We start from the raw sequence: 20,806 nt of genomic DNA, 5'->3' as shown, positions 1-20,806 counted from the left end.
GTCTTTGGCATTCCGTGGCGGGACGGTCGGTCAAGGGTGGCCGAAGGCCATCGCGAAGCGACGCGACGAAGGAGCGCCCTTGAGGGACCGTCCCGCCACGGAAGGACAGTGGACTGGCGGGAAGCCCCCAGCCCTCCCCAGACCCGGACCAAGGGCGCACCGCCCACCCCCGACCAGCCCCCACCCCGCGCACAAAGCCCCCACCCCACCCCACCCCACCCCACCCCACCCATCCCCCTTCCCCCGTAGGCTGGCATTCGTACCCAAAAGGAATAAACAGCACCGAATGCTGAACCGCGAAACCAAGGGATCACCCGTGAACGAGCAGCAGCCCTCCGCCGCCGCGTCGCCCGTCGCCGCGTCGCCCGTCGCGCCGCACGGCGATGGCGGGCCTACGGTGCCGCCGCCCCGGCGGGGGGCCGACTGGATGTTCGGCGGGGTGTACGGGACGGTGCTCGCCAGTGCGCTGCTGGCCGCGCTCGACCAGAAGGGCGGGGAGGTCACCCCCTTCTACGACGCCAGCTGGGTGCTGGTCACCGCCGCCACCGGCGCGCTCGCGCACGGCTACTCGCACCACATGAGCACCCACCAGACCGGCTCCCTCTGGCGCCGCTGGCGGGTGCTCTCCCGGGTCCTGTGGAACGAGTGGCCGATGATCGCGGCCACCCTGCCCACCGTGCTCCTGCTGCTGTTCACCGGGCTCGTGCACTGGGAGTCGTACGGGGTGACGGCCATCGGGCTCGGCATGAACACCGCGCTGCTCTTCGCCTGGGGCACCTTCGTGGCGATCCGGGTCGGCTACCGGCTCCGGTCGGCCCTGCTCATGGGCCTCGGGGACACCACGATCGGCCTGGCCATCATCGTGGCCAACGCCCTCATCAAATGACGGCCGGCGGAGACGGAAGGCGGCACGCTAGCGCAGCTGCCCCTCCGCCTCCGCCAGGATCTCCGTCAGGCGGGCGCCGAACCGCGCGTCGCGGGGGTCCGGGACGCCGGTGCGGGCCGCGGTGAGGAGGGCGTCCAGGGCGCGGCCGTAGGCGCCGGGTACGTCGCTCCAGTCGGGCAGGGCGAAGACGCCCTCGGCCCCGCGCAGTTCCAGCCCCACCCCGGCGGCGGCGCGCGGTGCGCCCAGGCTGAGGACGGCGGTGCTGGCGGCGCCCGAGGCGTGCCGCAGGGACAGCTGCACCAGGTCGGAGGGGCCGCGGGCGGCGGTGACGGTGGTGACCTCGCCGAGGACCGGGATCAGTACGGACAGCGCGTGGGGGCCGACGTCCCACAGGCCTCCCTTGGCCTTGCGCCAGGGCGAGTCGGCGTAGGCGCCGGGCGCGCCGTCGGGCGCGAAGACCGCGCCGAGCCAGTGCGCGGAGGCGGTGAACCACCCGGTCCGGCCCGCCTGTTCGGTGACCCATCCGGCGGTGGGCTCGGCGAAGCGGAGGGTGAGGAAGACGACGGAGGCGACGCCGTGCCGGGTGGCGGCCTCGGCCACGGCGCGGGCGTCCCCGACGGTGGTGGCGACGGGTTTGTCGAGCAGCAGGTGGCAGCCGGCGGCGGCGGCGCGGACGGCGAGCGGGGCCTGGACGTCCGGGGGCAGGGCGAAGGCCACGACGTCACAGTCCGCGAACAGCGCGTCGGGGTCTTCGTACACCTTCACGCCGTACTCCCGGGCCAGCGCGGCCGCCGCTTCGGGGCGGCGGCCCCACACTCCGGCGAACTCGGAGCCGGCGTGGGCGGCGAGGGCGGGGGCGTGGGTGCGGTGGGCCCAGGGGCCGGTGCCCAGCAGCCCGACCCGGGGGCGGGTTCGGCCGGAAACACCTTCGGGCCGCTCACCGGCGGAGTTCAAATCGTACGAAATGCTCACCCGCCCAGTCTGCCGCACCCCGACGGGTGTGCGGCCGCCGACCCGCACAACCCTCCCCACCTGGGGGGGTAAACGCCGGTAACACCGGGTTCACACGCGGGCAACGGATGAGAAATCGCCACGGGGCACGCTGCGGTCAACACCATGGCGATCCGCAGCACCGCAGAGTCAGGATGGGGCCCCGTGAGCTACAAGGCTGAGTACATCTGGATCGACGGCACCGAGCCGACGGCGAAGCTTCGCTCCAAGACCAGGATCCTGGCGGACGGCGAGGCACTGCCGACCTGGGGCTTCGACGGGTCGAGCACCAACCAGGCCGAGGGCCACGCCTCCGACCGCGTGCTCCAGCCGGTGTTCTCCTGCCCGGACCCGATCCGCGGCGGCGCCCACGTCCTCGTCCTGTGCGAGGTGCTGAACATCGACATGACCCCGCACGAGACGAACATGCGCGCACTGCTGCGCCCCGTCGCCGAGAAGTTCGCCGCGCAGGCTCCGATCTTCGGCATCGAGCAGGAGTACACCTTCTTCGACGGGGCCCGTCCGCTCGGATTCCCCGTCAACGGCTTCCCGGCGGCGCAGGGCGGCTACTACTGCGGTGTCGGCTCGGACGAGATCTTCGGCCGGGACATCGTCGAGAAGCACCTCGACCACTGCCTGGCCGCGGGCCTGAGCATCTCCGGCATCAACGCCGAGGTCATGCCGGGCCAGTGGGAGTTCCAGGTCGGCCCGGTCGGCCCGCTGGAGGTCTCCGACCAGCTGTGGATCGCGCGCTGGCTGCTGTACCGCACCGCCGAGGACTTCAACGTGTCGGCGACGCTGAACCCCAAGCCGGTCAAGGGCGACTGGAACGGCGCGGGCGCCCACACCAACTTCTCGACGAAGGCGATGCGCGAGGACTACCGCGCGATCATCTCCGCGTGCGAGGCGCTGGGCGAGGGCAGCAAGCCGCTGGACCACGTCAAGAACTACGGCGCCGGCATCGACGAGCGCCTGACGGGCCTGCACGAGACGGCCCCGTGGAACGAGTTCAGCTACGGCGTCTCCGACCGCGGCGCGTCGGTCCGCATCCCGTGGCAGGTGGAGAAGGACGGCAAGGGCTACATCGAGGACCGCCGTCCGAACGCGAACGTGGACCCGTACGTGGTGACCCGGCTGATCACCGACACCTGCTGCGCCGGCCTGGAGAAGGACGGCCTGGTCTGAGACCGGCCCCCGGCCCCGCCACCGACATCGCGGCGCCCGCCCTCCCCGGAGGACGGGCGCCGCGTTGTCGGTGGGGCCTGCGAGGGTGTGCGCATGCAGGCGATCAGAGTTCAGACCGAGTCCGGCACGCGCCACGACGACCCCGGCCCCGCGGCCCTGTCCGAGCTGGTGGGGCGCATCGGCGCGGACGGGGACCGCTTCCTCGTCGTCACCCGGATCCCGGACGACCCGGACGTCTACGTCCAGGTCTGGCACGAGGCCGGCGGCGACTACCAGGTGGAACACCGGGCCGGCGCCCCCGACCGGCACTTCCAGACCTACGTCGCGACGGCGGCCGAGGCGGCGGAGGTCATGTGCCGCTGGGTCCGGCAGGACGCGGACTGGGACCTCGGACCGGCCTGGGAGCGGCTGGAGTTCCCGGCGGACGAGCCGGACCCGCTCGACCCGGAGGTCGAGGAAGAGCTGACGGAGATCATCCGGGAGCGGCTGCGCTGCGGCTACGACGGCCGGGCCGAGCTCGTCGAGACCGCCGAGGAGAGCCTCGTCGAGGACGGGGTGCGGCCGGTGTCCCGGGCCCAGGCCGCGCGGCTCGTCGACCGGCTCTGGCGGGAGCGGGTCGCGGAGCAGGCCGGCTGGAGCGGCGAGACGGACCCCGAGCGGCTGGCGCGGGCCTTCGACGCGCTGGACGACGCCGGGATCACCGCGCGGGAGAACTTCACCTGCTGCCGCGGCTGCGGCCTCTCGGAGATCCGGGCGGACGGCGAGCCGGACGCGCGGGGGTTCGTCTTCTTCCACAGCCAGTGCACCGAGGGCGCCGCGGCGGGCGGCGACCTGTACCTGCTGTACGGGGGGTTCGGGGCCGACGAGGAAGTGACCGCCTCCGTCGGGCGGGAGGTGGTCGAGGCGCTCGACTCCGTGGGGCTGACGTGGGCGTGGGACGGATCCGCCCACGATGCGATACGGGTGACCGGACTGGACTGGCGGAAGCGGCTGGCGGGCTGACGGTATGTCGGGAATATGACCTCCTGACGACAGCTTGATTGCTGAATATGAGATTCCGATCCACGAGGTGAGACGGGGCCTGCCCTGGGCCCCGTACATCTGCTTGAATGACACCCATGGCCAGCCACCCGCACTCCTCGACAGGTCGCAGCGACCTGGAGCCGTTCTGGCCGTCCCGTCAGGATCACGATTTCGACCGGGTGTGTTGCCGCGCGAAGAACGCGCCGGCCCTCTAACGCCTCCGGGACCTTCCAGCAGACCCTCCCCGGGGCCTTCGGTCTGCGCGGTACGACAACGACAACGACGACGACCTGCGTACGTCTCCTGCCGTCCACTCCGCGTGAAAGAGCTGACCACTCATGGCGAACACCCGTTCCCTCGCTTCTGCCGCTTCCGCTGCGACCTCCGCTCCCCCGGCCTTCCCCCCCAGTCCGCGCCACCGGCTGCGGTCCGTGGACCGGAACGAGGTGGCCCGGGTCGTGGACCTGCTCCCGCCCGGCGCCACCTGGCTGCCCGCGCCCCAGCACACCCTGCCGGCACTGCCGGGCCAGCCGCCGATGGTCGGCTACCTGGTCCTCGTACCGGCCGACCAGCACCCGATCGCCTTCGCCCCCCAGTCCGTTCCCGCCCCCGCCGCTCCGGCCGGAGCCGCGTCCGCCTCCCCGGCGGTCGCCGGTGACGCGCTCGTGCGCATCGACCCGGCGCAGCGCACCGCCGAGGTCGACGGCGAGGTGCTGGACCTGACGTACCTGGAGTTCGAACTGCTCGCCCACCTGGTCGCCCACCCGCACCGGGTCCACAGCCGGGACCAGCTGGTGACCACGGTCTGGGGCTACGGCCACGTCGGCGACGGCCGGACGGTCGACGTCCACATCGCCCGGCTGCGCCGCAAGCTGGGCGCGGCGCACCGCGGCGCGATCCAGACCGTGCGCCGGGTGGGCTACAAGTACGCGCCCTGACCGGGGCGCCGGCCACGGCCTGACACGACGGTGGGCCCGCACTCGCGAAGGGGAGCACGGGCCCACCGGGCGTTGCCGGGGCCCTGGGCCCGGCGGGCCGTCGCACCCGCCGGGCCGTCAGCCCCGGGGGTGCGTCAGCCCCGCGGCGCCCCGGCCGGGTGGCGGCGGGCCGCCACGAAGCCGAGGACCACGTCGACCGCGAGGAACGCCACCAGGCTGATCCCGAGCAGCGGGACGAACCAGCCGACGGCCGCCGTCACGCCGGCGAACGGGAGCAGCGTGGTCACCGGCAGCTTCCGCCAGGCACCGCGCGGCTGCGCGCGGCCCGCGGAGAGCCGGCGTTCCTTGGTGGGCCGGCGCATCCACCACATCCGGTAGCCCCACACCACGAGGAACATCACCGCGAGGGCGAGCGCGGCCAGGGCGATCTGGTTGGCGATCCCGAAGGTGAGGCCCATGTGGAGGTCGATGCCGAAGCGGGTCAGCTGGGCGAGGAGCGGGTAGTCGGCGAAGCGCAGTTCGTCCATGATCCGGCCGTCGGCGGGGTCCACGGCGACCGAGTCCAGGTGCACCGGCAGGGTCTTGTCGTTCTCCTTGACGACGTAGCCCTTGCCCTTGGCGGGCAGGGTCACACGCAGGCTCTCGGTGACCCCGGCGCCCCGGGCGGCGGCCACCGCCCGGTCGATGCCGATGTCGGCGGTGGGCGGCGGCGGGGGCATCTCCATGCCCTCGGTCATGACGTGCCCGGCGTGCTCGTCGGAGCCGCCCGCGGCGCCCCCGGCGAGGGTGGCGGCCACGGAGGGGGTGGCCCCGCCGAGCCGGTCCTGGAGCTGCCCGATGTTCTCGCCCGCGTACTTCGACCAGGTCAGGCCGGTGGCGGAGAGGCCCACGAGGCCGATGGCGGCCCACAGTCCGACGGTTCCGTGCCAGGACAGGGTCTTGCGGCGGCCGGTGGCCTTGCGGTCGGGCAGGACGAGGTCGGCCCTGCGGGAGCGGCGACGGCCGATCCACAGCGCGAGTCCGCCCAGCGCGACCACCCACAGCCAGCTCGCGGCGAGCTCGCTGTAGTTACGGCCGAACTCGCCGAGCTGCAGGCCGGCGTGGAACTCGCTCAGCCAGGCGCGCAGCGGCAGCGCGTCACCGGCGGTGGTGAGCTGTCCGCGCACGTCGGCGGTGTACGGGTCGACGAAGACGGTGAGGGTCTTGCCCTCCTCCAGCCCCGGACGCTCCATGATCACCCGGGTGGTCGCGTCGGCCTCGGGCGCGGGCCAGACGCCGAGCACCTTGCCTTCGGGCACGGCGCCGCGGGCGGCCTTGACCTGGGTGCTGAGCGGTACGGAGGCCTCGCCGACGTGGGGCACCGTCAGCTCGTGGGAGTAGAGGATCTTCTCGGCCTGCCAGGACCCGGCGTACAGCAGGCCGGTGGTGGCGGCGAGGAACAGCAGCGGGGCTATGAGCAGGCCGGCGTAGAAGTGCATGCGCAGGAGCAGCGGGCGCAGGGCGGCCCAGCCGCCCCCGCCCGTGCGCCGCGCGGACGGGGCCGGGGCTTCGGCAGGGGTGCCGGCCGAGGCGTCGGCCGAGGCTTCGGCAGGGGCTTCGGCAGGGGCTTCGGGGTCCCGGGCGGGGACGCCCCGGAGCTCGTCGAGGGACATGTCGGTCCTAAGGGGTTGGCGAAGACGTGGGTGGAGGGCCCCGGGTCTCGCCCACCTCGCCGAAGGAGGGTGCGCCGGTCAGGCGCGGGCAGGAAGGCCGGGGGCCGTGGTGCGGGTGGTTCGCCACCCGGGCGGGCCCCGGCGGACCGCGGTGTGGGCGTGGACGGCCCCGCGCAGCCGGCGCGGCCGTTCGTACGGGGGACGGTGCGCGGGCGGCGCCGGTACGAGGGCCACCCGGGTCCGGACCAGCGCGAGCGCGCGGGCCAGCGGCCGGGCCGCGTGCAGCGTGGCCGCGCCGAGGGCCCCGGCCAGCCGGAAGACGGCGGCCTCGCCCCGGGCCAGCCAGGCGGCGCAGAAGAGTCCGGCGAGCACGTGCGCGGCGATCATCCCGAGACCGCCGTGCCCGGCCATCGCGGCCATGTGCGCCAGGCCGGCCGTCCCGGCGACGCCGTGGCCCGCCATGTCGGCCATGCCCGTCATCCCCGTCATGTCCGCCATGCCGGCCATCGCGCCGGCGGCCTGGCCGCCGGTCGCCGGGCCGGCCGTCGCGAGGCCGTCGGCGATGCCTCCGGCCAGGTCGGCCGCGGCGGTGGAGGCGTGCGTTCCCATGCCCGGCACGTGGTGGTGCCCCGGCATCGGCTCCGCACCCGTCATGGGCATGGGCATGGGCATGGGCGTCCGTGATGCCGCCGACCCCGCCGTAAGCCCGTCGCTCGCGGAGAACGCGAGGTGCAGCGCGCCCTGGACGGCGAGCAGCGCGGCACTGATCCCGGCCGGCCCGCAGCGCCGTCCGGTGGCCGGCCAGGCGAGCAGGGCGGTCACCACAAAGGCGCCCGTAAGCCATCCGAACGGGATGACCTCCGCAGACATGGACGAATGCCCCAGCGCACCCAAGGCGACGCACACCGCCGCGAACATCGCGGCCCGCGTGGCGCGCAGAGGGGCGCCGGATCGGGAGGGAGGCATGTCCCCGTCATGCTCCCACGGGGCCCGGTGGCCCGCGCAACGGGGCCGTATCCGATCATGGTCGGGTGAAGCCACTGCCACGGTCATGGTCATCGCCGCTGGGCGCGCTCTACACGGGCGGGGTGCAGCTCGGTTCGCACGCCCTGGAACGGCTGGGTCCGGCGGAGCGCGAGCGGGTGCTGCGCGCCTGCTCGACCAACGTCGACAACCTCGACGCGGGACGCTGGGAAACCCTGCTGACCAGCGCCTGCGTGGTCGAGGAGCCGATGCCGCTGCCCTACGCCCTCCTGCTGCTCGCGGTACTGGGCTACGCGGAGTACGCGTACGGCGCCTGGTGGACGGCCGCCGTGTTCCTCTTCGGCCACACCGCCGCCACCCTCCTCGTCTACGGGGCACTGCGGCGCACCGCCGACCGCGAGACCCGCCGGGCCCTGGACGTGGGCGCGAGCTACGGGCTCAACGCCGTGCTCGGCGCCCTGACCTCGGCCCTGCCGCGCGGGGCCGTGCGCAACGTGGCGCGGGCCGGCCTACTGGCGCTCGCCGTGCGGCCGGTGCTGCGGCGGGAGCGGACCTTCACCGACGCGGGGCACCTGGTGGCCCTGGGCATCGGGATCGGGGTCTCGGTCGCCGCCGATCGTCTTTCCGGATCGCGTCATCGGAAAATCGCCCTAACGTGAGCCGTATACGGCGACGGCCGTGATCCGCAGCGGATGACACGAGTCATCCCCTCCCGGTCCACACCCCCGGCGACCCGCACCCGTGCGGGCCGCACACCGCACGACCCGTACCCCCGCACACCGCTGGAGCCGCCACGATGACCGCCACCCCCTCCACCACCGTCGCCAACCTCCGCGACCTCGGGGGCACCCCGCTCGCCGGCGGCCGCAGCGTCCGCCCGGGCCTCGTACTGCGTTCGGGCGCCCTCGACCGGCTCGACCTCGACGCCGACCCGGCGGTGGCCGCGCTCGGGCTGCGCACGGTCATCGACCTCCGCAGCGACGCCGAGCGCGCCGACCACCCCGACCGGATACCGGAAGGGGCCCGGCTGCTGGTGCGCGACGTGCTCGCCGACAAGATGAACGAGGGCCGGATGCCCGCCGCCACCCAGCTCAAGGACCTCCTCGCCGATCCGGCGGTCGCGGAGGAGCACCTGGGCGGCGGCAAGGCGCAGGCCCTGTTCGGCTCGGTGTACCGCTCGTTCGTCTCCACCTCCTCCGCGCACGCCGCGTACCGCACGCTGCTCGCGGAGGCCGCCGACCCGCAGGCTGGTCCCCTGCTGTTCCACTGCACGGCGGGCAAGGACCGTACGGGCTGGGGCGCGACGGTGATCCTCGCGCTGCTCGGCGCCGACGAGGACACCCTGATGGCCGAATACCTGTCGGTGAACCCGGCGGTGAAGGCGGCCTTCGCCCCGATGATCGAGGGATTCACGGCGGAGGGCGGGGACCCGGACATCGCGCTGGCGCTGATCGGGGTGTTCCCCTCCTACCTGGAGGCGGGGCTCGACGAGGTGCGCGTCCGGTACGGCTCGATGGAGAAGTACGTGCGCGAGGGCCTGGGCGTCCCGGACGAGACGGTCGAGGCGCTGCGCGCCGGGCTGATCGTCTGACGGGTCACCCCGCGGGCGCCCCGGTTCGTCCGAACGTGTGAGCTGGGGGCGGGTGACCATCCGACGATTCGCTCGTTCTGTTGAACGTGACTGCGCCGGATACCGCCACCCGCCCCCTGCCTCCCGACGTCGAGCAGGCCGAGGCCGCCATCGTCGAGCACTACCCGCGGCTGGTGCGGCTCGCCTATCTGGTGCTGCCACCCGCCTTCGGCCGCAACCGCCGGGTGCTCACGGCCCACGCCCTGACCCAGCGGGCCCTGCCGCGCGGGCGGCGCGGCGCCGGATCCGGCGAGGTGCGGGGCGGGGTCCCGGCCCCGCGCGGCGGGGCGGGCGGGGCCGAGTCGGGGTACGCGTACGTGCGGCTGCGCGTGCTGCGCTCCGCCCTGGAGGCGGGGATCCCGCTGACGTTCCGGGCGTTCCCGCTGCGCGGGCAGCTGCCCTCTCCGCTCCCCCGCGTGTGGGGGCTGCGCCTGTTCCCGCGGGCCGGCGGGGCCGAGGAGCTGGCCCTGGACCAGTGGCTGGCCACGCTGAACGGCCCCGGGCGGGCGGCCTGCGTGCTGCGGGCGCTGGAGGGGCTCCCGGAGGCGGACGTGCTGCGGGTGCTCGCCGAGGCCGGGGTCGCCGATCCGGGGGCGGCCGTCGCGGAATCCGGGGACCCGGCGCACGACGCCCTGTTCACCTCCCCCGAGTTCGACCCGTGCGTGCTCCAGGCCCGGCCCACCGACCTGTTGCGCCGGCGCCGGTTCGCACGGGCCTCGCTGGCCGGGGCGGCCGCCCTCGCGGTGTGCGGGGCGCTGCTCGCGCTGCCGGGCGGCGGCTGGGGCTCCGACGGGCCCGCCGCCCCGCCGTACGCGCGCAACGCGGCGGCGGAACAGGCCCTGGATCCGGGCCGGCTGGTGCGGGTCGCGCCCACCGTGTGGCGCACGTCCTCCCGTACGGACTTCTCCGCCTGGCCCGCGCGCGGCGACCGCGCCGAGGATGCGGAGCTGCTGCGCCGGGCGCTGGCGGTGTGGGCCCGGCCCGGCGGGTCGGTGGTGGTCTCGGCCACCCCGGGCACCCCGTCGGGGCCGCCGATGGGCCCGCCGCAGCTGCTGTTCGCGGGCGTCGTCGACCAGGCCGTGGTGGTCCTGCTGTACGACGGGCTGCGCGTGGTCCGCTACGCCGAGCCGCGCTCCGGGACGGCGGGCGCGGCCCTCGACTTCGCCCGGACGGACGGGGCGTCGGCGGACACGGCGACGGGGCTGGTGCTCAGCCGGGTCGACAACAACGTCCGCTACCTGACGGCCCCCTGGGTCACCGGGGCCGCCCTGCGCGACCTCCTCAAGCCCACCGAGGCCCCGACGGCGCTGAAGCTCACCCCGGAGGGGATCACCCCGCCGGTGGTGGGGCCCGCGCCGGGCGGGAGCTGTACGAGCTGGAACGCGCTGTCGCTGACCGGGGACGGGGCGACCCGGCTGGTGACGGACCTGGGCGAGCTGACCCCGGCCCGGCTGACCTCGGGTGCCCCGGGTGCGGCGCGCGACGTCACGGAGGGCGCGGAGCTGGGCGAGTGGGCGCGGATCGCGTGCCTGCTGCCCTCGGTGCGCTCGCACGGGGTGCGCACGGTCAACGCCTGGACGTACGCGAAGCAGCCGCTGCCCGAGGGCGACGGGGCGGCCACCTGGCTGTGCACCCGGGCGGAGACCTGGCAGGGCACGGCCGACCGGGTGCAGGCGCAGTTCCTGGCGCCGGGCGCGCCGCTCGCGGCCCAGGCGGCCAAGGCGGAGGGCTCGGCGGCGTGCGGGCCGCGGGAGCCGCGGGTGCTGGCCGGGGTGCTGTGGAAGTCCCGCGCGGGTCAGTGGTACGTCCTGGCGGCGGGCAGCGCGCAGTTCGCGTCGCTGTCGGTGTCCGGTGGCGGGGTGAGCGGGTCGGCGAACGGCAACCGGCTGGCCGTGAGGGCGCAGGAGGGCGCCCAGGTGGACCTGTCGGGGAAGCTGACGGACGGCACGAAGGCGGGGGTGCTCCGCTAGGGGGTGTCCGGCAGCGGGGACGCTCGTATTCGTGGCGCCCGAGGGGTTTTCCTCTCCCGTACCCATCAGTACATTGACGCCATGTCTAATAGGCCGCTCGCTCCCGTCCCCGTGACGACGGAACACACGGACCTCCACGCGCGGAACGTGTCCTTCTCGTGGGAGGACACCCCGCTCCACTGGCTGCCCGGCGACCCCTTCGCCGGGCACACCATCAACGTGCTGCACCTGCTGCTGCCCGCCGGTGAACGCTGGTTCGTGCACGTCTACAAGCAGGTGCTCCCGTACATCACGGACGAGCGGCTGCGCGCGGACGTCATCGGCTTCATCGGGCAGGAGGCGATGCACGCCACCGCGCACGACGACGTCCTCCCCCACCTGAGGCGCCTCGGCCTGGACCCCACCCCGTACACCGCCCAGGTGGACTGGCTGTTCGAGAAGCTGCTCGGCGACCGGACCCTGCCGCCGGGCCGGGCCCGCGAGTGGTGGCTGATGGAACGGGTCGCGATGATCGCGGCCATCGAGCACTACACGGCGTTCCTGGGCGACTGGGTCCTCAACGCGGGGGAACTCGACCGCCGGGGCGCGGACCCGATGATGCTGGACCTGCTGCGCTGGCACGGCGCGGAGGAGGTCGAGCACCGTTCGGTGGCCTTCGACCTCTTCATGCACGTGGACGGCAACTACCGCCGCCGGGCCCGGACCTGGGCCACCGCCTTCACCGCCCTGGTCTTCCTCTGGCAGCGCGGCGCCCGCTTCTTCATGGAGAACGACCCCTCGCCGCCCGCCGCGAAGGCCTCCCTCGGCCAGTTCCTCCGGGCCGGCCGACAGGGGGTGCTGCCTTCCGCGGGGGCGATGCTGAAGTCGATCCCGACCTACCTCTCCCGCGCCTACCACCCCTCGCAGGAGGGCTCCACCGCGCAGGCCGTGGCCTACCTGGCCGCCTCTCCCGGCGCGAACGGCGGGGTGCGGCCGTGAAGCGGACCCTCGCCGTGACGGCGCTCGTGGGTGCCGCCGTACTGACCCGGCGCGCGCTGCGCGCCCGGATAGGCCGTTCCCCGCTGTGGCCGCTCCCCGCGCTGGAGGTCCCGGTGTCGGGCCACTCCCCGCGCCGGCTGCTGCGGGCCCGCGTCACCGCCCGCCGCGAACCGGCCGACGGGGTGGTGCTGCTGACACTGGAGTCGGCCTCGGCGACGGACCCGCTGCCGGCCTGGACCCCGGGCGCCCACGTCGACCTCGTCCTGCCCTCGGGGCTGGTGCGCCAGTACTCGCTGTGCGGGGACCCGGCCGACGCGGGGCGGTACACCATCGCGGTCCGGCTCGTCGAGGACGGCCGCGGGGGCTCGCGCGAGGCGCACGCCCGGCTGGTGGAGGGGGTGGTACTGGAACTGCGGCCCCCGCGCGACCGGTTCGCGCTGCTCCCCGCCCCGTCCTACGCGTTCGTCGCGGGCGGCATCGGGATCACCCCGATCCTGCCCATGCTCCGCGCCGCCACCGCGGCGGGCGCCGACTGGACCCTGCTGTACGGGGGGCGTTCGCGCGCCTCGATGCCGTTCCTGCCCGAACTCGCCGCCTACGGGGACCGGGTCACGATCGCGCCGCAGGACGAGACGGGCCTGCCCGACCTCGGCGCGCTCGCCCGCACGGCGCCGGGCACCCTGGTCTACTGCTGCGGGCCCGAACCGCTGATGCGGGCCGTCACGGAGGCCGCCGCCGACCCCTCGGCGGTGCACCTGGAGCGGTTCGCCCCGGCGGCGCCCGGCCCGGCGCGGCCCTTCACCGTGGAACTGCGCCGCTCGGGCGCCACGGTCGAGGTCGCGGCCGGCGAATCCGCCCTGACGGCGGTGCGCCGGGCCCTGCCCGCCACCCCGTACTCCTGCGAGCAGGGTTTCTGCGGAACCTGCCAACACCGGGTCCTGGAGGGCGAGGTGGAGCACCGCGACGAACTCCTCACCGACGCGGAGCGCGCGGACTCGATGCTGCTGTGCGTTTCGCGGGCGGCGGGCGGGCGGCTGGCCCTGGACCTGTAGCGACGGCGCAGGGGACGGCCCGCCCGCGGGGAGAAGTAGGGTGTCGGCATGACAACCGGGGTGCGACGCAGAATGGGTGTCGAGGAGCGGCGGCAGCAGCTGATCGGGGTCGCCCTGGAGCTGTTCAGCAACCGGTCGCCCGACGATGTGTCGATCGACGAGATCGCGGCGGCCGCCGGGATATCGCGGCCGCTCGTCTACCACTACTTCCCCGGCAAGCTGAGCCTGTACGAGGCCGCGCTGCGGCGGGCCGCCGACGAGCTGGCCGATCGGTTCCGCGAGCCCCACGAGGGCCCGTTGGGGGCGCGGCTGCTGCGGGTGATGGGCCGGTTCTTCGCGTTCGTCGACGACCACGGGCCCGGCTTCTCGGCGCTGATGCGCGGCGGTCCCGCGGTCGGCAGCAGCCGGACCAACGCGATGATCGACGAGGTGCGGCAGGCGGCGTACGAGCAGATCGTCAGCCACCTCGGCATCGTGGCGCCGCCCGCGCGGCTGGAGCTCGTGGTGCGGTCCTGGGTGTCGCTCGCCGAGTCGACGGCGCTGATCTGGCTGGACGGCCGCCGGATCCCGCGGGCCGAGCTGGAGCTGCAGCTGGTGCACGACTTCGCGGCGCTGGCCGCCGTGAGCGCCGCGTACGACGCGGAGATGGCCGGCATCCTCGTACGGATCCTGGCCGACGAGCCGGCCGACGGGCCCTTCGGTGAGCTGGTGGGGCGGCTGGCCGGGCTGGTGCCGGGTCCTGCCGCGGGCGGGTGAGGGCCGGGTCCCGGAGGCGATAATGCCCGCGTGATCATTGACGACGGGATCTTGTTCCGGCAGGCCGGGGAGAAGGACGCCGGCACGCTGGTGAAGCTGTACGACCAGGCGGCCCGGTGGATGCGCAAGCAGGGGATCGACCAGTGGAAGCCGGGCGACAAGGACACCGCGCACTTCCGCGCCGTGATGCGCGACGGCGAGGTGTGGCTCGCCGAGGACGCCGACGGCCGGGTCGTGGGCGCGTACGAGCTGTGGTGGTCCGACGAGGACGCCTGGGGGGTCCAGCCGCCGGTGGCGGGCTACGTGCACCGGCTGATGGTGGAGCGGGAGGCCGCTCCCCCGGGAACCGGACTGCGGATCCTCGATCACGCGGAGCGGCGGATCGCCCGGACCGGGCGGGAGCGGGCGCGCCTGGACTGCGTGTCCAGCAACCCGCGGCTGCTGGCGTACTACCAGGGCGCGGGCTACCGGGTCGTCGGTGAGTTCCCCTCGAAGCAGGGCAAGGACGGCCGGGTGTACGGGGTGGTCCTGCTGGAGCTCCGGCTCGACGTCTGAGGCACAGCCGGTCCCGCGGGCGCAACCGTCCGGCGTGCGCCATGCTCCGTCCCCTCTCGGCCGCAGGGTCCGCAACCGGTATCGGCGGGCTCCGGGGCGCCGGTAGAGATGGTCCCGACCAGTCGGTACCAGGAGGGGAACACCATGAGGAATTCCATGAGCAGGGCCGCCGGGGTCCTACTGGGCGTCACGCTGGCGGGGGTGCTGGGGGCCACGGGGGTGGCCACCGCCCAGACGCAGCCGGCCGCGCCCGCCCCGGCTCCTTCGGCGGCGGCTCCCGCCTCGGCCGTCGAGGCGCCCGCGTCGGTGATCGCGGACGTACAGGCGGCGGCCGCCCGGCAGAAGTCGCTGGCCCCGGCCGCCCGGAAGGTCTGTTACGCCGCCCACGTCGAGGGCATCGGATGGCAGGGCGCGGTGTGCGACGGCGCGGTCGCCGGGACCACCGGGCAGAGCCGCCGGATGGAGGCGGCGGTGATCGCGACCAGCGGCACGGGCGGTGTCTGCGCCAACGCCCACCTGGCGGACATCGGGTGGCAGGGCTGGGCGTGCGCCGCCGACGGCAAGGCGGTGACGGTCGGCACCACCGGCCAGTCGCGGCGCATGGAGGCGCTGGGCCTCCAGGTCGGCAACGGCAGTGTGGCCGCGCAGGCGCACGTGGCGGACTACGGCTGGCTGAACGCGGCCGGCGGGAACCCGGTCTACGTGGGCACCACCGGCCAGTCGCGGCGGATGGAAGCCGTCCGCATCTGGGTCTGACCCCGGGGGGGGCGGGCGGGACGGTGCCGGACCGCGGCCGGCACCGTCCCGTCCCGCCCTGCGGTCAGGCCCTCTTGAAGACGGCGACCGTACGCGCCGGGGCGGTGAACGCTCCCGTCCCCGCGTCGTACCCGGAACGCTTCACCACCGGGTCCGAGCCGCCCGCCTGGAGCGGGTGCAGCGCGTAGCGGGTCCCGGCGAGGGCCGGGACGCGCTGGGTCTGCGCGTCCGGGGTGGCGTTGAAGACCACGACGAGGTCGCCGAGGGTCATCGTGATCACGCCCGGGGTCTCCTCGGGGCCCGACAGCGGGAAGCCCAGCCGCTCCTGGACGGCGGCGGCCGTGGTCAGGGCGAAGGCCGGTTCCGTCGTCCGTACGCGCAGCAGGTCGCGGTAGGCGGCCGAGGCCCCGTCGGTGTCGGCGCAGCCGGGGACGGCCGCGGTGAGCAGGGGTTTCGCGTAGGGCCACTTGGCGCGGTTGTCGGCGGCGGGCGGCAGGCCGCGGCCGAAGCCGTTGCCGGCGCGGCAGTCCCAGTGGATGGCGTTGAACCAGTCTCCGCTGTCGAAGGAGTTGCGGTCCAGGGACTTCGAGCGGAGCAGGTCGCTGCCGGCCTGGGAGAGCGCCGGGCCCTGGGAGAGGGCGGCCGTGGCCATGGCGAGGACCTGTGCGCGGGCCCGGTCGGCGGTGGACGTCCCCGCCGGGAGCTTGTAGGCCAGCGCGTCGAAGAGGGATTCGTTGTCGTGGGCGTCCACGTAGGCGAGGGCGTCGCCGGGGGCGGCCGCGTAGCCGGCGGGGGCGCCGTTGTAGTCCACGTCGGAGCCCTTGACGCGGCGGCCGGCGGAGTCCGTGAAGACGTACGGGGCCAGGTTGCCGGAGAGCCCGATCTTGATCAGGTCCTGGTCGTGCAGGAGGCGGGCGCGCTGTTCGGCCGGGGTGCCGTTCGCCGGGGACCCGTTGGGGGCGGTGAACAGTCCGGACGCGAAGCCCTGGACGCGCGGGTCCTCGTCGAAGGGGCCGCCCCCGCGCACGGCGTCGCGGGCGCGGTCGGAGAAGGTGGCGATGCCGGTGCCGGCCATGTTCTTCTGGGTGGCCTGGACGAAGCGGGCGTCGTCGGCGACCTCTCCGAAGTTCCAGCCCTCCCCGTAGAGGACGATCTTCTTCCCGTCGACCCCGTCCTTGGCGGGGGTGAGCTCGTCGAGGGCCTTGCGGACGGCCAGGATGTTCGCCTTCGGGTGGTGGCCCATCAGGTCGAAGCGGAAGCCGTCGACCTTGTACTGCCTGGCCCAGGTGACGACGGAGTCGACGACGAGGCGGCCCATCATGGCGTTCTCGGGGGCGGTGTTGGAGCAGCAGGTGGAGCTGGCGACGCTGCCGTCGGCAAGGAGGCGCTGGTAGTAGCCGGGCACGATGCGGTCGAGCACGGACTTGTCGGACTGCCCGGAGGCGACGGTGTGGTTGTAGACCACGTCCATCACGGTGCGCAGACCCGCCCCGCCCAGGGCCTGGACCATCCTGCGGAACTCGACGGTGCGGGCGGTGCCGTTGGGATCGCTCGCGTACGAGCCCTCGGGGACGGTGTAGTGCAGCGGGTCGTAGCCCCAGTTGAAGCCGTCCTTCGCGGCGGCGGCGGCCACGCAGGCCTGCTGGGACTCGGAGTCGGGGGCGTAGACCTTCAGGTCGCACGCGGGTGCGGTGCGGTCCTTGGGGTCCTCGGGGACGGTGCCGAAGTCGAACGCCGGCAGCAGGTGGACGTACGAGGTGCCGGAGGCGGCCAGTTCGCGCAGGTGGCGCATGCCGGCGGAGTCGGTGTCGGTGAAGGCCAGGTACTGGCCGGGGTGCTTGCTGGTGGCGTCCGCGATGGAGAAGTCGCGGATGTGGAGCTCCTGGATCTGCGCGCTGTTGAAGGGCACCGGTGCGGGCTTGCGCAGATCGCGCCAGCCGGGCGGGGCGAGCTTCGGGTCGGCCAGGTCGACGGCCAGGCTGTACGTGGAGTCGGTGGTCAGGGCGGTGGAGTAGGGGTCGGTGACCAGGTTGCGCACGATCTGGCGGGTGCTGGGCGCCCAGACGGTGACGGCGTAGCGGTAGGGCTTGCCGGTCCAGGAGCGTTCGCCGCGCACCGACCAGACACCGGTGGTGTCGTCGCGGCGCATGGGGACGGTGCGGCCGTCGAGTTCGAGGGAGACCTGCCGGGCGGTGGGGGCCCAGACGGAGAGGGTGGGGCGGCCGTCCTTGAAGACGGGGCCGAGGGGGGCGTCGGTGCTGTAGAGGTCGTCGAGCACGCCGGCGAGCTGGACGCCGGTGGCGGCGAGGACGGCTCCGTTCGCGGCGCGGGCGCTCGCGACGAGCTGTCCGCGCAGGGCTTCGCGGACCCGGCCGCGGTCGCGGGGGTCGACGGTGAAGGCGGTGTACGGGGCGAGGTGCGGGAACTTCTGCTTCTGGGCGGGGGTGAGCTCGGTCCGGGTCAGCCGCAGCCATGCGGCGCCGCCCTCGTGGAGGACGCCGCCGTCCGTGGTGATCCGGCCCTGCGGGGAGGCGAGGAGCTGGGTGGAGGCGGCGGCCGCGGGGGCGTTCCAGGCGAGGGTGTCGCGGTCGATCCAGACGGCTTCGGCCTTGGTGAGGTCGAGGGCGGCGGCCGATCCGGCGGGCTGCGGGAGCAGGTAGGGGGCGCGGCCGCCCAGCATCCACACCTCGTGGCCGGTGGCCTTGAGGTCGAGGGACTGGTCGGTGGGGAGGTCCTTCTCGTCGCCCTTGTGGAGGATGTAGCTCAGGCTGGTGGCGCCGGGGGCGAGGGGGACCTCGTAGACGGCGCCGTAGGAGTCGGTGCGGGTGGGGAGCAGCGGCTTGGACCAGTCGGTGGGGGTGGCGGCGCCGGTCCACACGTGCAGGCCCCAGCCGTCGTATGCGCCGTCGGGGCGCTGGTAGTGCAGGACGGCCTTGGTCCGGTCCTGCGGCGGGTAGGCGGGGCGGTCGGTGCGGACGGCTTCCTTGCCCTGTTCGAGCCAGATCTCCCCGGTCTTGGTCAGGTCGACCGTCCGGTCGGCGGCGACGTCCTTGGTGCCGTCCTTGTCGATGACGAGGTAGCCGACGGAGGAGGCACCGGGCTTGAGCCGGACGTACGCGAAGGCGCCGTAGGCGTCGCGGCCGGTGAAGGCGTGGCCTTCGGGCCAGGTCGTGGCCTCGCCGTCGGCGAGGTCGCCCCACGCGTAGAGCCGCCAGTTCGTGTAGTCGCCGTCGGGGCGGTTGTAGTGGACGACGGCGTAGTCGCGCTGGGTGGCGGTGGGGACCGGGGCGGGCGGGACCTGGCCGGAGACGGATCCGGCGAGGGCGCTCGCGGTGCGGCCGGAGGCGTCGACCACGACGGCCTTGTAGCGCAGGGCGGTACCCACCGGGGCCGTGATGTGCTGGGTGACCTTGTACGGGGCGTGGTCGGCGGAGCCGAGGACCTGCCAGGGGCCGGTGCCGGTCTGGGCCGCGAAGACGACGCGGTTCAGGCCGCCGCCGGTGACGTCGGCGGACAGTTCGACGGTGCCTGCGGCGCCGGCGGCCGGGGCCTTGAGGGTCAGCGCGGGCTTGGTGGCGGGGGGCGCGAGGGGGGCGGCGCCCTGGAGGACCACCGAGCCGAGGGCGGGGACGGTGACGGTGAGCTTGCCGGCCGCGGAGGCGCGGATCAGGGCGGTGCCGCCGTACAGGGTGCGGTACTCGGCCCCGGCCGGGGCGTCGAGCTCGACGGTCCGGGCCTCGGCGCCGTTGTTGGCGGCGACCAGGTACTCGGTACGGCTGCGGGTGTCGGTGCGGGCGAAGGCGTAGACGGAACCGTCGGAGAGGCGTTCGCTCTGGACGCCGTCCCGCAGGGCCGGGTGGTCCTTCGTCAGCTTCGAGAGAGCGCTGATCTGCCGGTAGAGCGGGTGTCCCGGATCGTAGGCGTCGCTCGCGTGGGTGCGCGCCGTCCCGAGCTGGTCGTCGTCGAGGTAGTCGGCGATGCGGGTGGCGAACAGCGGCTGGCGGGCGTCCTTGTCACCGCCGGAGCCGGTGAAGCCCTGCTCGTCTCCGGAGTAGACCACCGGATTGCCCCGGGAGAGGAACATCAGCTCGTTGGCGAGCCGGTAGCGGTCCAGCAGTTCCTGCTCCCCGGCCCCCGGCCGGTCCTGCTTCAGGAAGGTCCCGAAGCGGCCCATGTCGTGGTTGCCGAGGAAGGTGACCTGCTCGTACGCGTTCGCCTTGTCCGTGGTGTACCGGTAGTCGTCGGCCAGTACGGAGCCCAGCCGGGGGGCCGCCGCGCCCTGGGAGGCGTACGCGCGGATCGCGTCCTGGAGCGGGAAGTCGAGCGTGGCGTCGAGGCGCCCCCGCGTCACGTACGGGGAGGTGACGGCGGTGTCGGCGGAGTAGACCTCGCCGAACATGAAGAAGTTCTTCCGGCCGTGCCGGGCGGCGTACGCGTCGAGGGCGGTGGCCCACTGCGTCCAGAAGGGGGTGTCGACGTGCTTGACGGTGTCGATGCGGAAGCCGTCGACGGCGAAGTCCTGGACCCACTTCTCGTAGATCTTCTCCATCCCGCTGACGACCTCGGGGCGCTCGGTCCACAGGTCGTCGAGACCGGAGAAGTCGCCCTGGCCGGAGGATTCCCCGGCGAAGGTGGAGTCGCCCCGGTTGTGGTACATCGCCGGGTCGTTGAGCCAGGCGGGCACCTTGAGGTTCTTCTTCGCCTCGGGCACGAAGGGGGTGCGGGCGAAGGTGCCGGGGCCGGTCTTGGGGAAGTCCTTTCCGGCCCCTCCCGCGGCGGACGCGGTGGAGTCGTCGAAGGGCACCCCGTCCTTCGTCAGGTACGGGAAGGCCCCCTTCGACAGGTAGTCGTGGGAGCCCTCCCGGTAGTCGACGACGTCGGCGGTGTGGTTGGTGATGACGTCGAAGAAGACCTTCATCCCCTTGCGGTGCGCCGTGTCGATGAGCCGCGTCAGATCGGCGTTGGTGCCGAAGTGCGGGTCGACCTGGGTGAAGTCTGTGATCCAGTAGCCGTGGTAGCCGGCGGACTCGTCCTTGCCGGTGCCCTGGACGGGCTGGTTCTTGAAGATCGGCGCCATCCAGATCGCGGTGGTGCCGAGCCCCTTGATGTAGTCGAGCCGGTCGGTGAGTCCCTTGAGGTCCCCGCCCTGGTAGAAGCCCTTGTCCGTGGGGTCCAGGCCGGTCTGTGAACGGCTGCCGGTCAGGCCGCCCCGGTCGTTGCGCGGGTCGCCGTTCGCGAAGCGGTCCGGGAGCACGAAGTAGAACTGCTCGCGGGTGAGGTCGTGCCGGGCCGGCTCGGCGGCCAGTTTCGCGTCCGGGGGCGGGGCCGGCGCCCGGTCGGCGGCGACCGCCGTCGCGGGGAGGGCGGGCAGGAGCGTCACGGCCAGCGCGGCGGCGAGCGCTCCTGCGGCGGGGCGTATCAAGGCGGGTCTCCTCGGGTACGGGGCGGGGT

The 20,806-nt window shown here is 74.1% G+C and carries 16 protein-coding genes; 12 read left to right on the top strand and 4 right to left on the bottom strand.

Annotated elements, in window-relative coordinates:
• Positions 1-316 precede the first annotated feature (316 nt).
• A complete protein-coding gene (locus ACZ5D2_RS25065; protein WP_468932128.1) occupies positions 317-886 on the top strand; it encodes a hypothetical protein in 570 nt (189 codons plus the stop codon).
• A 27-nt stretch (positions 887-913) separates the two neighbouring features.
• Here the strand turns inward: ACZ5D2_RS25065 and ACZ5D2_RS25060 are convergent, their stop codons facing one another.
• Positions 914-1,840, bottom strand: a complete 927-nt coding sequence (locus ACZ5D2_RS25060) for a Gfo/Idh/MocA family protein (protein WP_371681291.1) — start codon at positions 1,838-1,840, stop codon at positions 914-916.
• 201 nt (positions 1,841-2,041) lie between these two features.
• On the opposite strand from ACZ5D2_RS25060, the gene glnII reads away from it, so the two are divergent.
• The 3 genes from glnII to ACZ5D2_RS25045 all read left to right on the top strand — a co-directional run bounded on the left by glnII (position 2,042) and on the right by ACZ5D2_RS25045 (position 5,022).
• Entirely contained in the window at positions 2,042-3,061 is a 1,020-nt protein-coding gene (glnII, locus tag ACZ5D2_RS25055; protein WP_371678827.1) for a glutamine synthetase, read from the top strand.
• Positions 3,062-3,154: 93 nt separating this feature from the next.
• Entirely contained in the window at positions 3,155-4,063 is a 909-nt protein-coding gene (locus tag ACZ5D2_RS25050) for a DUF6891 domain-containing protein (protein ID WP_371678826.1), read from the top strand.
• A 359-nt stretch (positions 4,064-4,422) separates the two neighbouring features.
• Positions 4,423-5,022: a winged helix-turn-helix domain-containing protein gene (locus ACZ5D2_RS25045; RefSeq protein ID WP_371678825.1), complete on the top strand. Its 600-nt coding sequence runs from the start codon at positions 4,423-4,425 to the stop codon at positions 5,020-5,022.
• Positions 5,023-5,156: 134 nt separating this feature from the next.
• Here the strand turns inward: ACZ5D2_RS25045 and ACZ5D2_RS25040 are convergent, their stop codons facing one another.
• Positions 5,157-6,674 carry a PepSY-associated TM helix domain-containing protein gene (locus ACZ5D2_RS25040; protein WP_371678824.1) on the bottom strand — a complete coding sequence of 506 codons (1,518 nt, stop codon included), beginning with the start codon at positions 6,672-6,674 and terminating at the stop codon, positions 5,157-5,159.
• 78 nt (positions 6,675-6,752) lie between these two features.
• Positions 6,753-7,640 (bottom strand): hypothetical protein, encoded by an 888-nt coding sequence (locus ACZ5D2_RS25035; RefSeq protein WP_468932123.1) that lies wholly within the window; start codon positions 7,638-7,640, stop codon positions 6,753-6,755.
• Between the two features lie 65 nt (positions 7,641-7,705).
• Between ACZ5D2_RS25035 and ACZ5D2_RS25030 the strand changes: the two genes are divergently transcribed.
• The 8 genes from ACZ5D2_RS25030 to ACZ5D2_RS24995 all read left to right on the top strand — a co-directional run bounded on the left by ACZ5D2_RS25030 (position 7,706) and on the right by ACZ5D2_RS24995 (position 15,355).
• Positions 7,706-8,317, top strand: a complete 612-nt coding sequence (locus ACZ5D2_RS25030) for a rhomboid-like protein (protein ID WP_266838684.1) — start codon at positions 7,706-7,708, stop codon at positions 8,315-8,317.
• Between the two features lie 137 nt (positions 8,318-8,454).
• The gene (locus ACZ5D2_RS25025) at positions 8,455-9,249 is read left to right on the top strand and encodes a tyrosine-protein phosphatase (RefSeq protein WP_371678822.1); all 795 of its coding nucleotides are present in this window, start codon (positions 8,455-8,457) and stop codon (positions 9,247-9,249) included.
• A gap of 86 nt (positions 9,250-9,335) precedes the next feature.
• Complete coding sequence (locus tag ACZ5D2_RS25020) at positions 9,336-11,258, top strand: hypothetical protein (RefSeq protein ID WP_468932119.1); 1,923 nt, start codon at positions 9,336-9,338, stop codon at positions 11,256-11,258.
• An 81-nt stretch (positions 11,259-11,339) separates the two neighbouring features.
• Entirely contained in the window at positions 11,340-12,236 is an 897-nt protein-coding gene (locus ACZ5D2_RS25015; protein ID WP_371678820.1) for a metal-dependent hydrolase, read from the top strand.
• Positions 12,233-13,288, top strand: coding sequence for a PDR/VanB family oxidoreductase (locus ACZ5D2_RS25010; protein ID WP_468932115.1), 1,056 nt, complete (start codon positions 12,233-12,235; stop codon positions 13,286-13,288). Before ACZ5D2_RS25015 ends, ACZ5D2_RS25010 begins: the two co-directional genes overlap by 4 nt.
• Before the next feature lie 48 nt (positions 13,289-13,336).
• Positions 13,337-14,044, top strand: coding sequence for a TetR/AcrR family transcriptional regulator (locus ACZ5D2_RS25005; protein ID WP_371678817.1), 708 nt, complete (start codon positions 13,337-13,339; stop codon positions 14,042-14,044).
• Positions 14,045-14,074: 30 nt separating this feature from the next.
• Entirely contained in the window at positions 14,075-14,599 is a 525-nt protein-coding gene (locus tag ACZ5D2_RS25000) for a GNAT family N-acetyltransferase (RefSeq protein ID WP_371678816.1), read from the top strand.
• 144 nt (positions 14,600-14,743) lie between these two features.
• Positions 14,744-15,355, top strand: coding sequence for a hypothetical protein (locus ACZ5D2_RS24995; protein WP_371678815.1), 612 nt, complete (start codon positions 14,744-14,746; stop codon positions 15,353-15,355).
• Positions 15,356-15,419: 64 nt separating this feature from the next.
• Here ACZ5D2_RS24995 and pulA read toward each other — a convergent pair whose 3' ends face one another.
• Entirely contained in the window at positions 15,420-20,777 is a 5,358-nt protein-coding gene (gene pulA / locus ACZ5D2_RS24990) for a pullulanase-type alpha-1,6-glucosidase (protein ID WP_468932111.1), read from the bottom strand.
• Positions 20,778-20,806: the final 29 nt, after the last annotated feature.

The organism is Streptomyces sp. NPDC031479, assembly GCF_055581065.1.
This window is presented reverse-complemented; position numbering and strand designations above follow the sequence as displayed.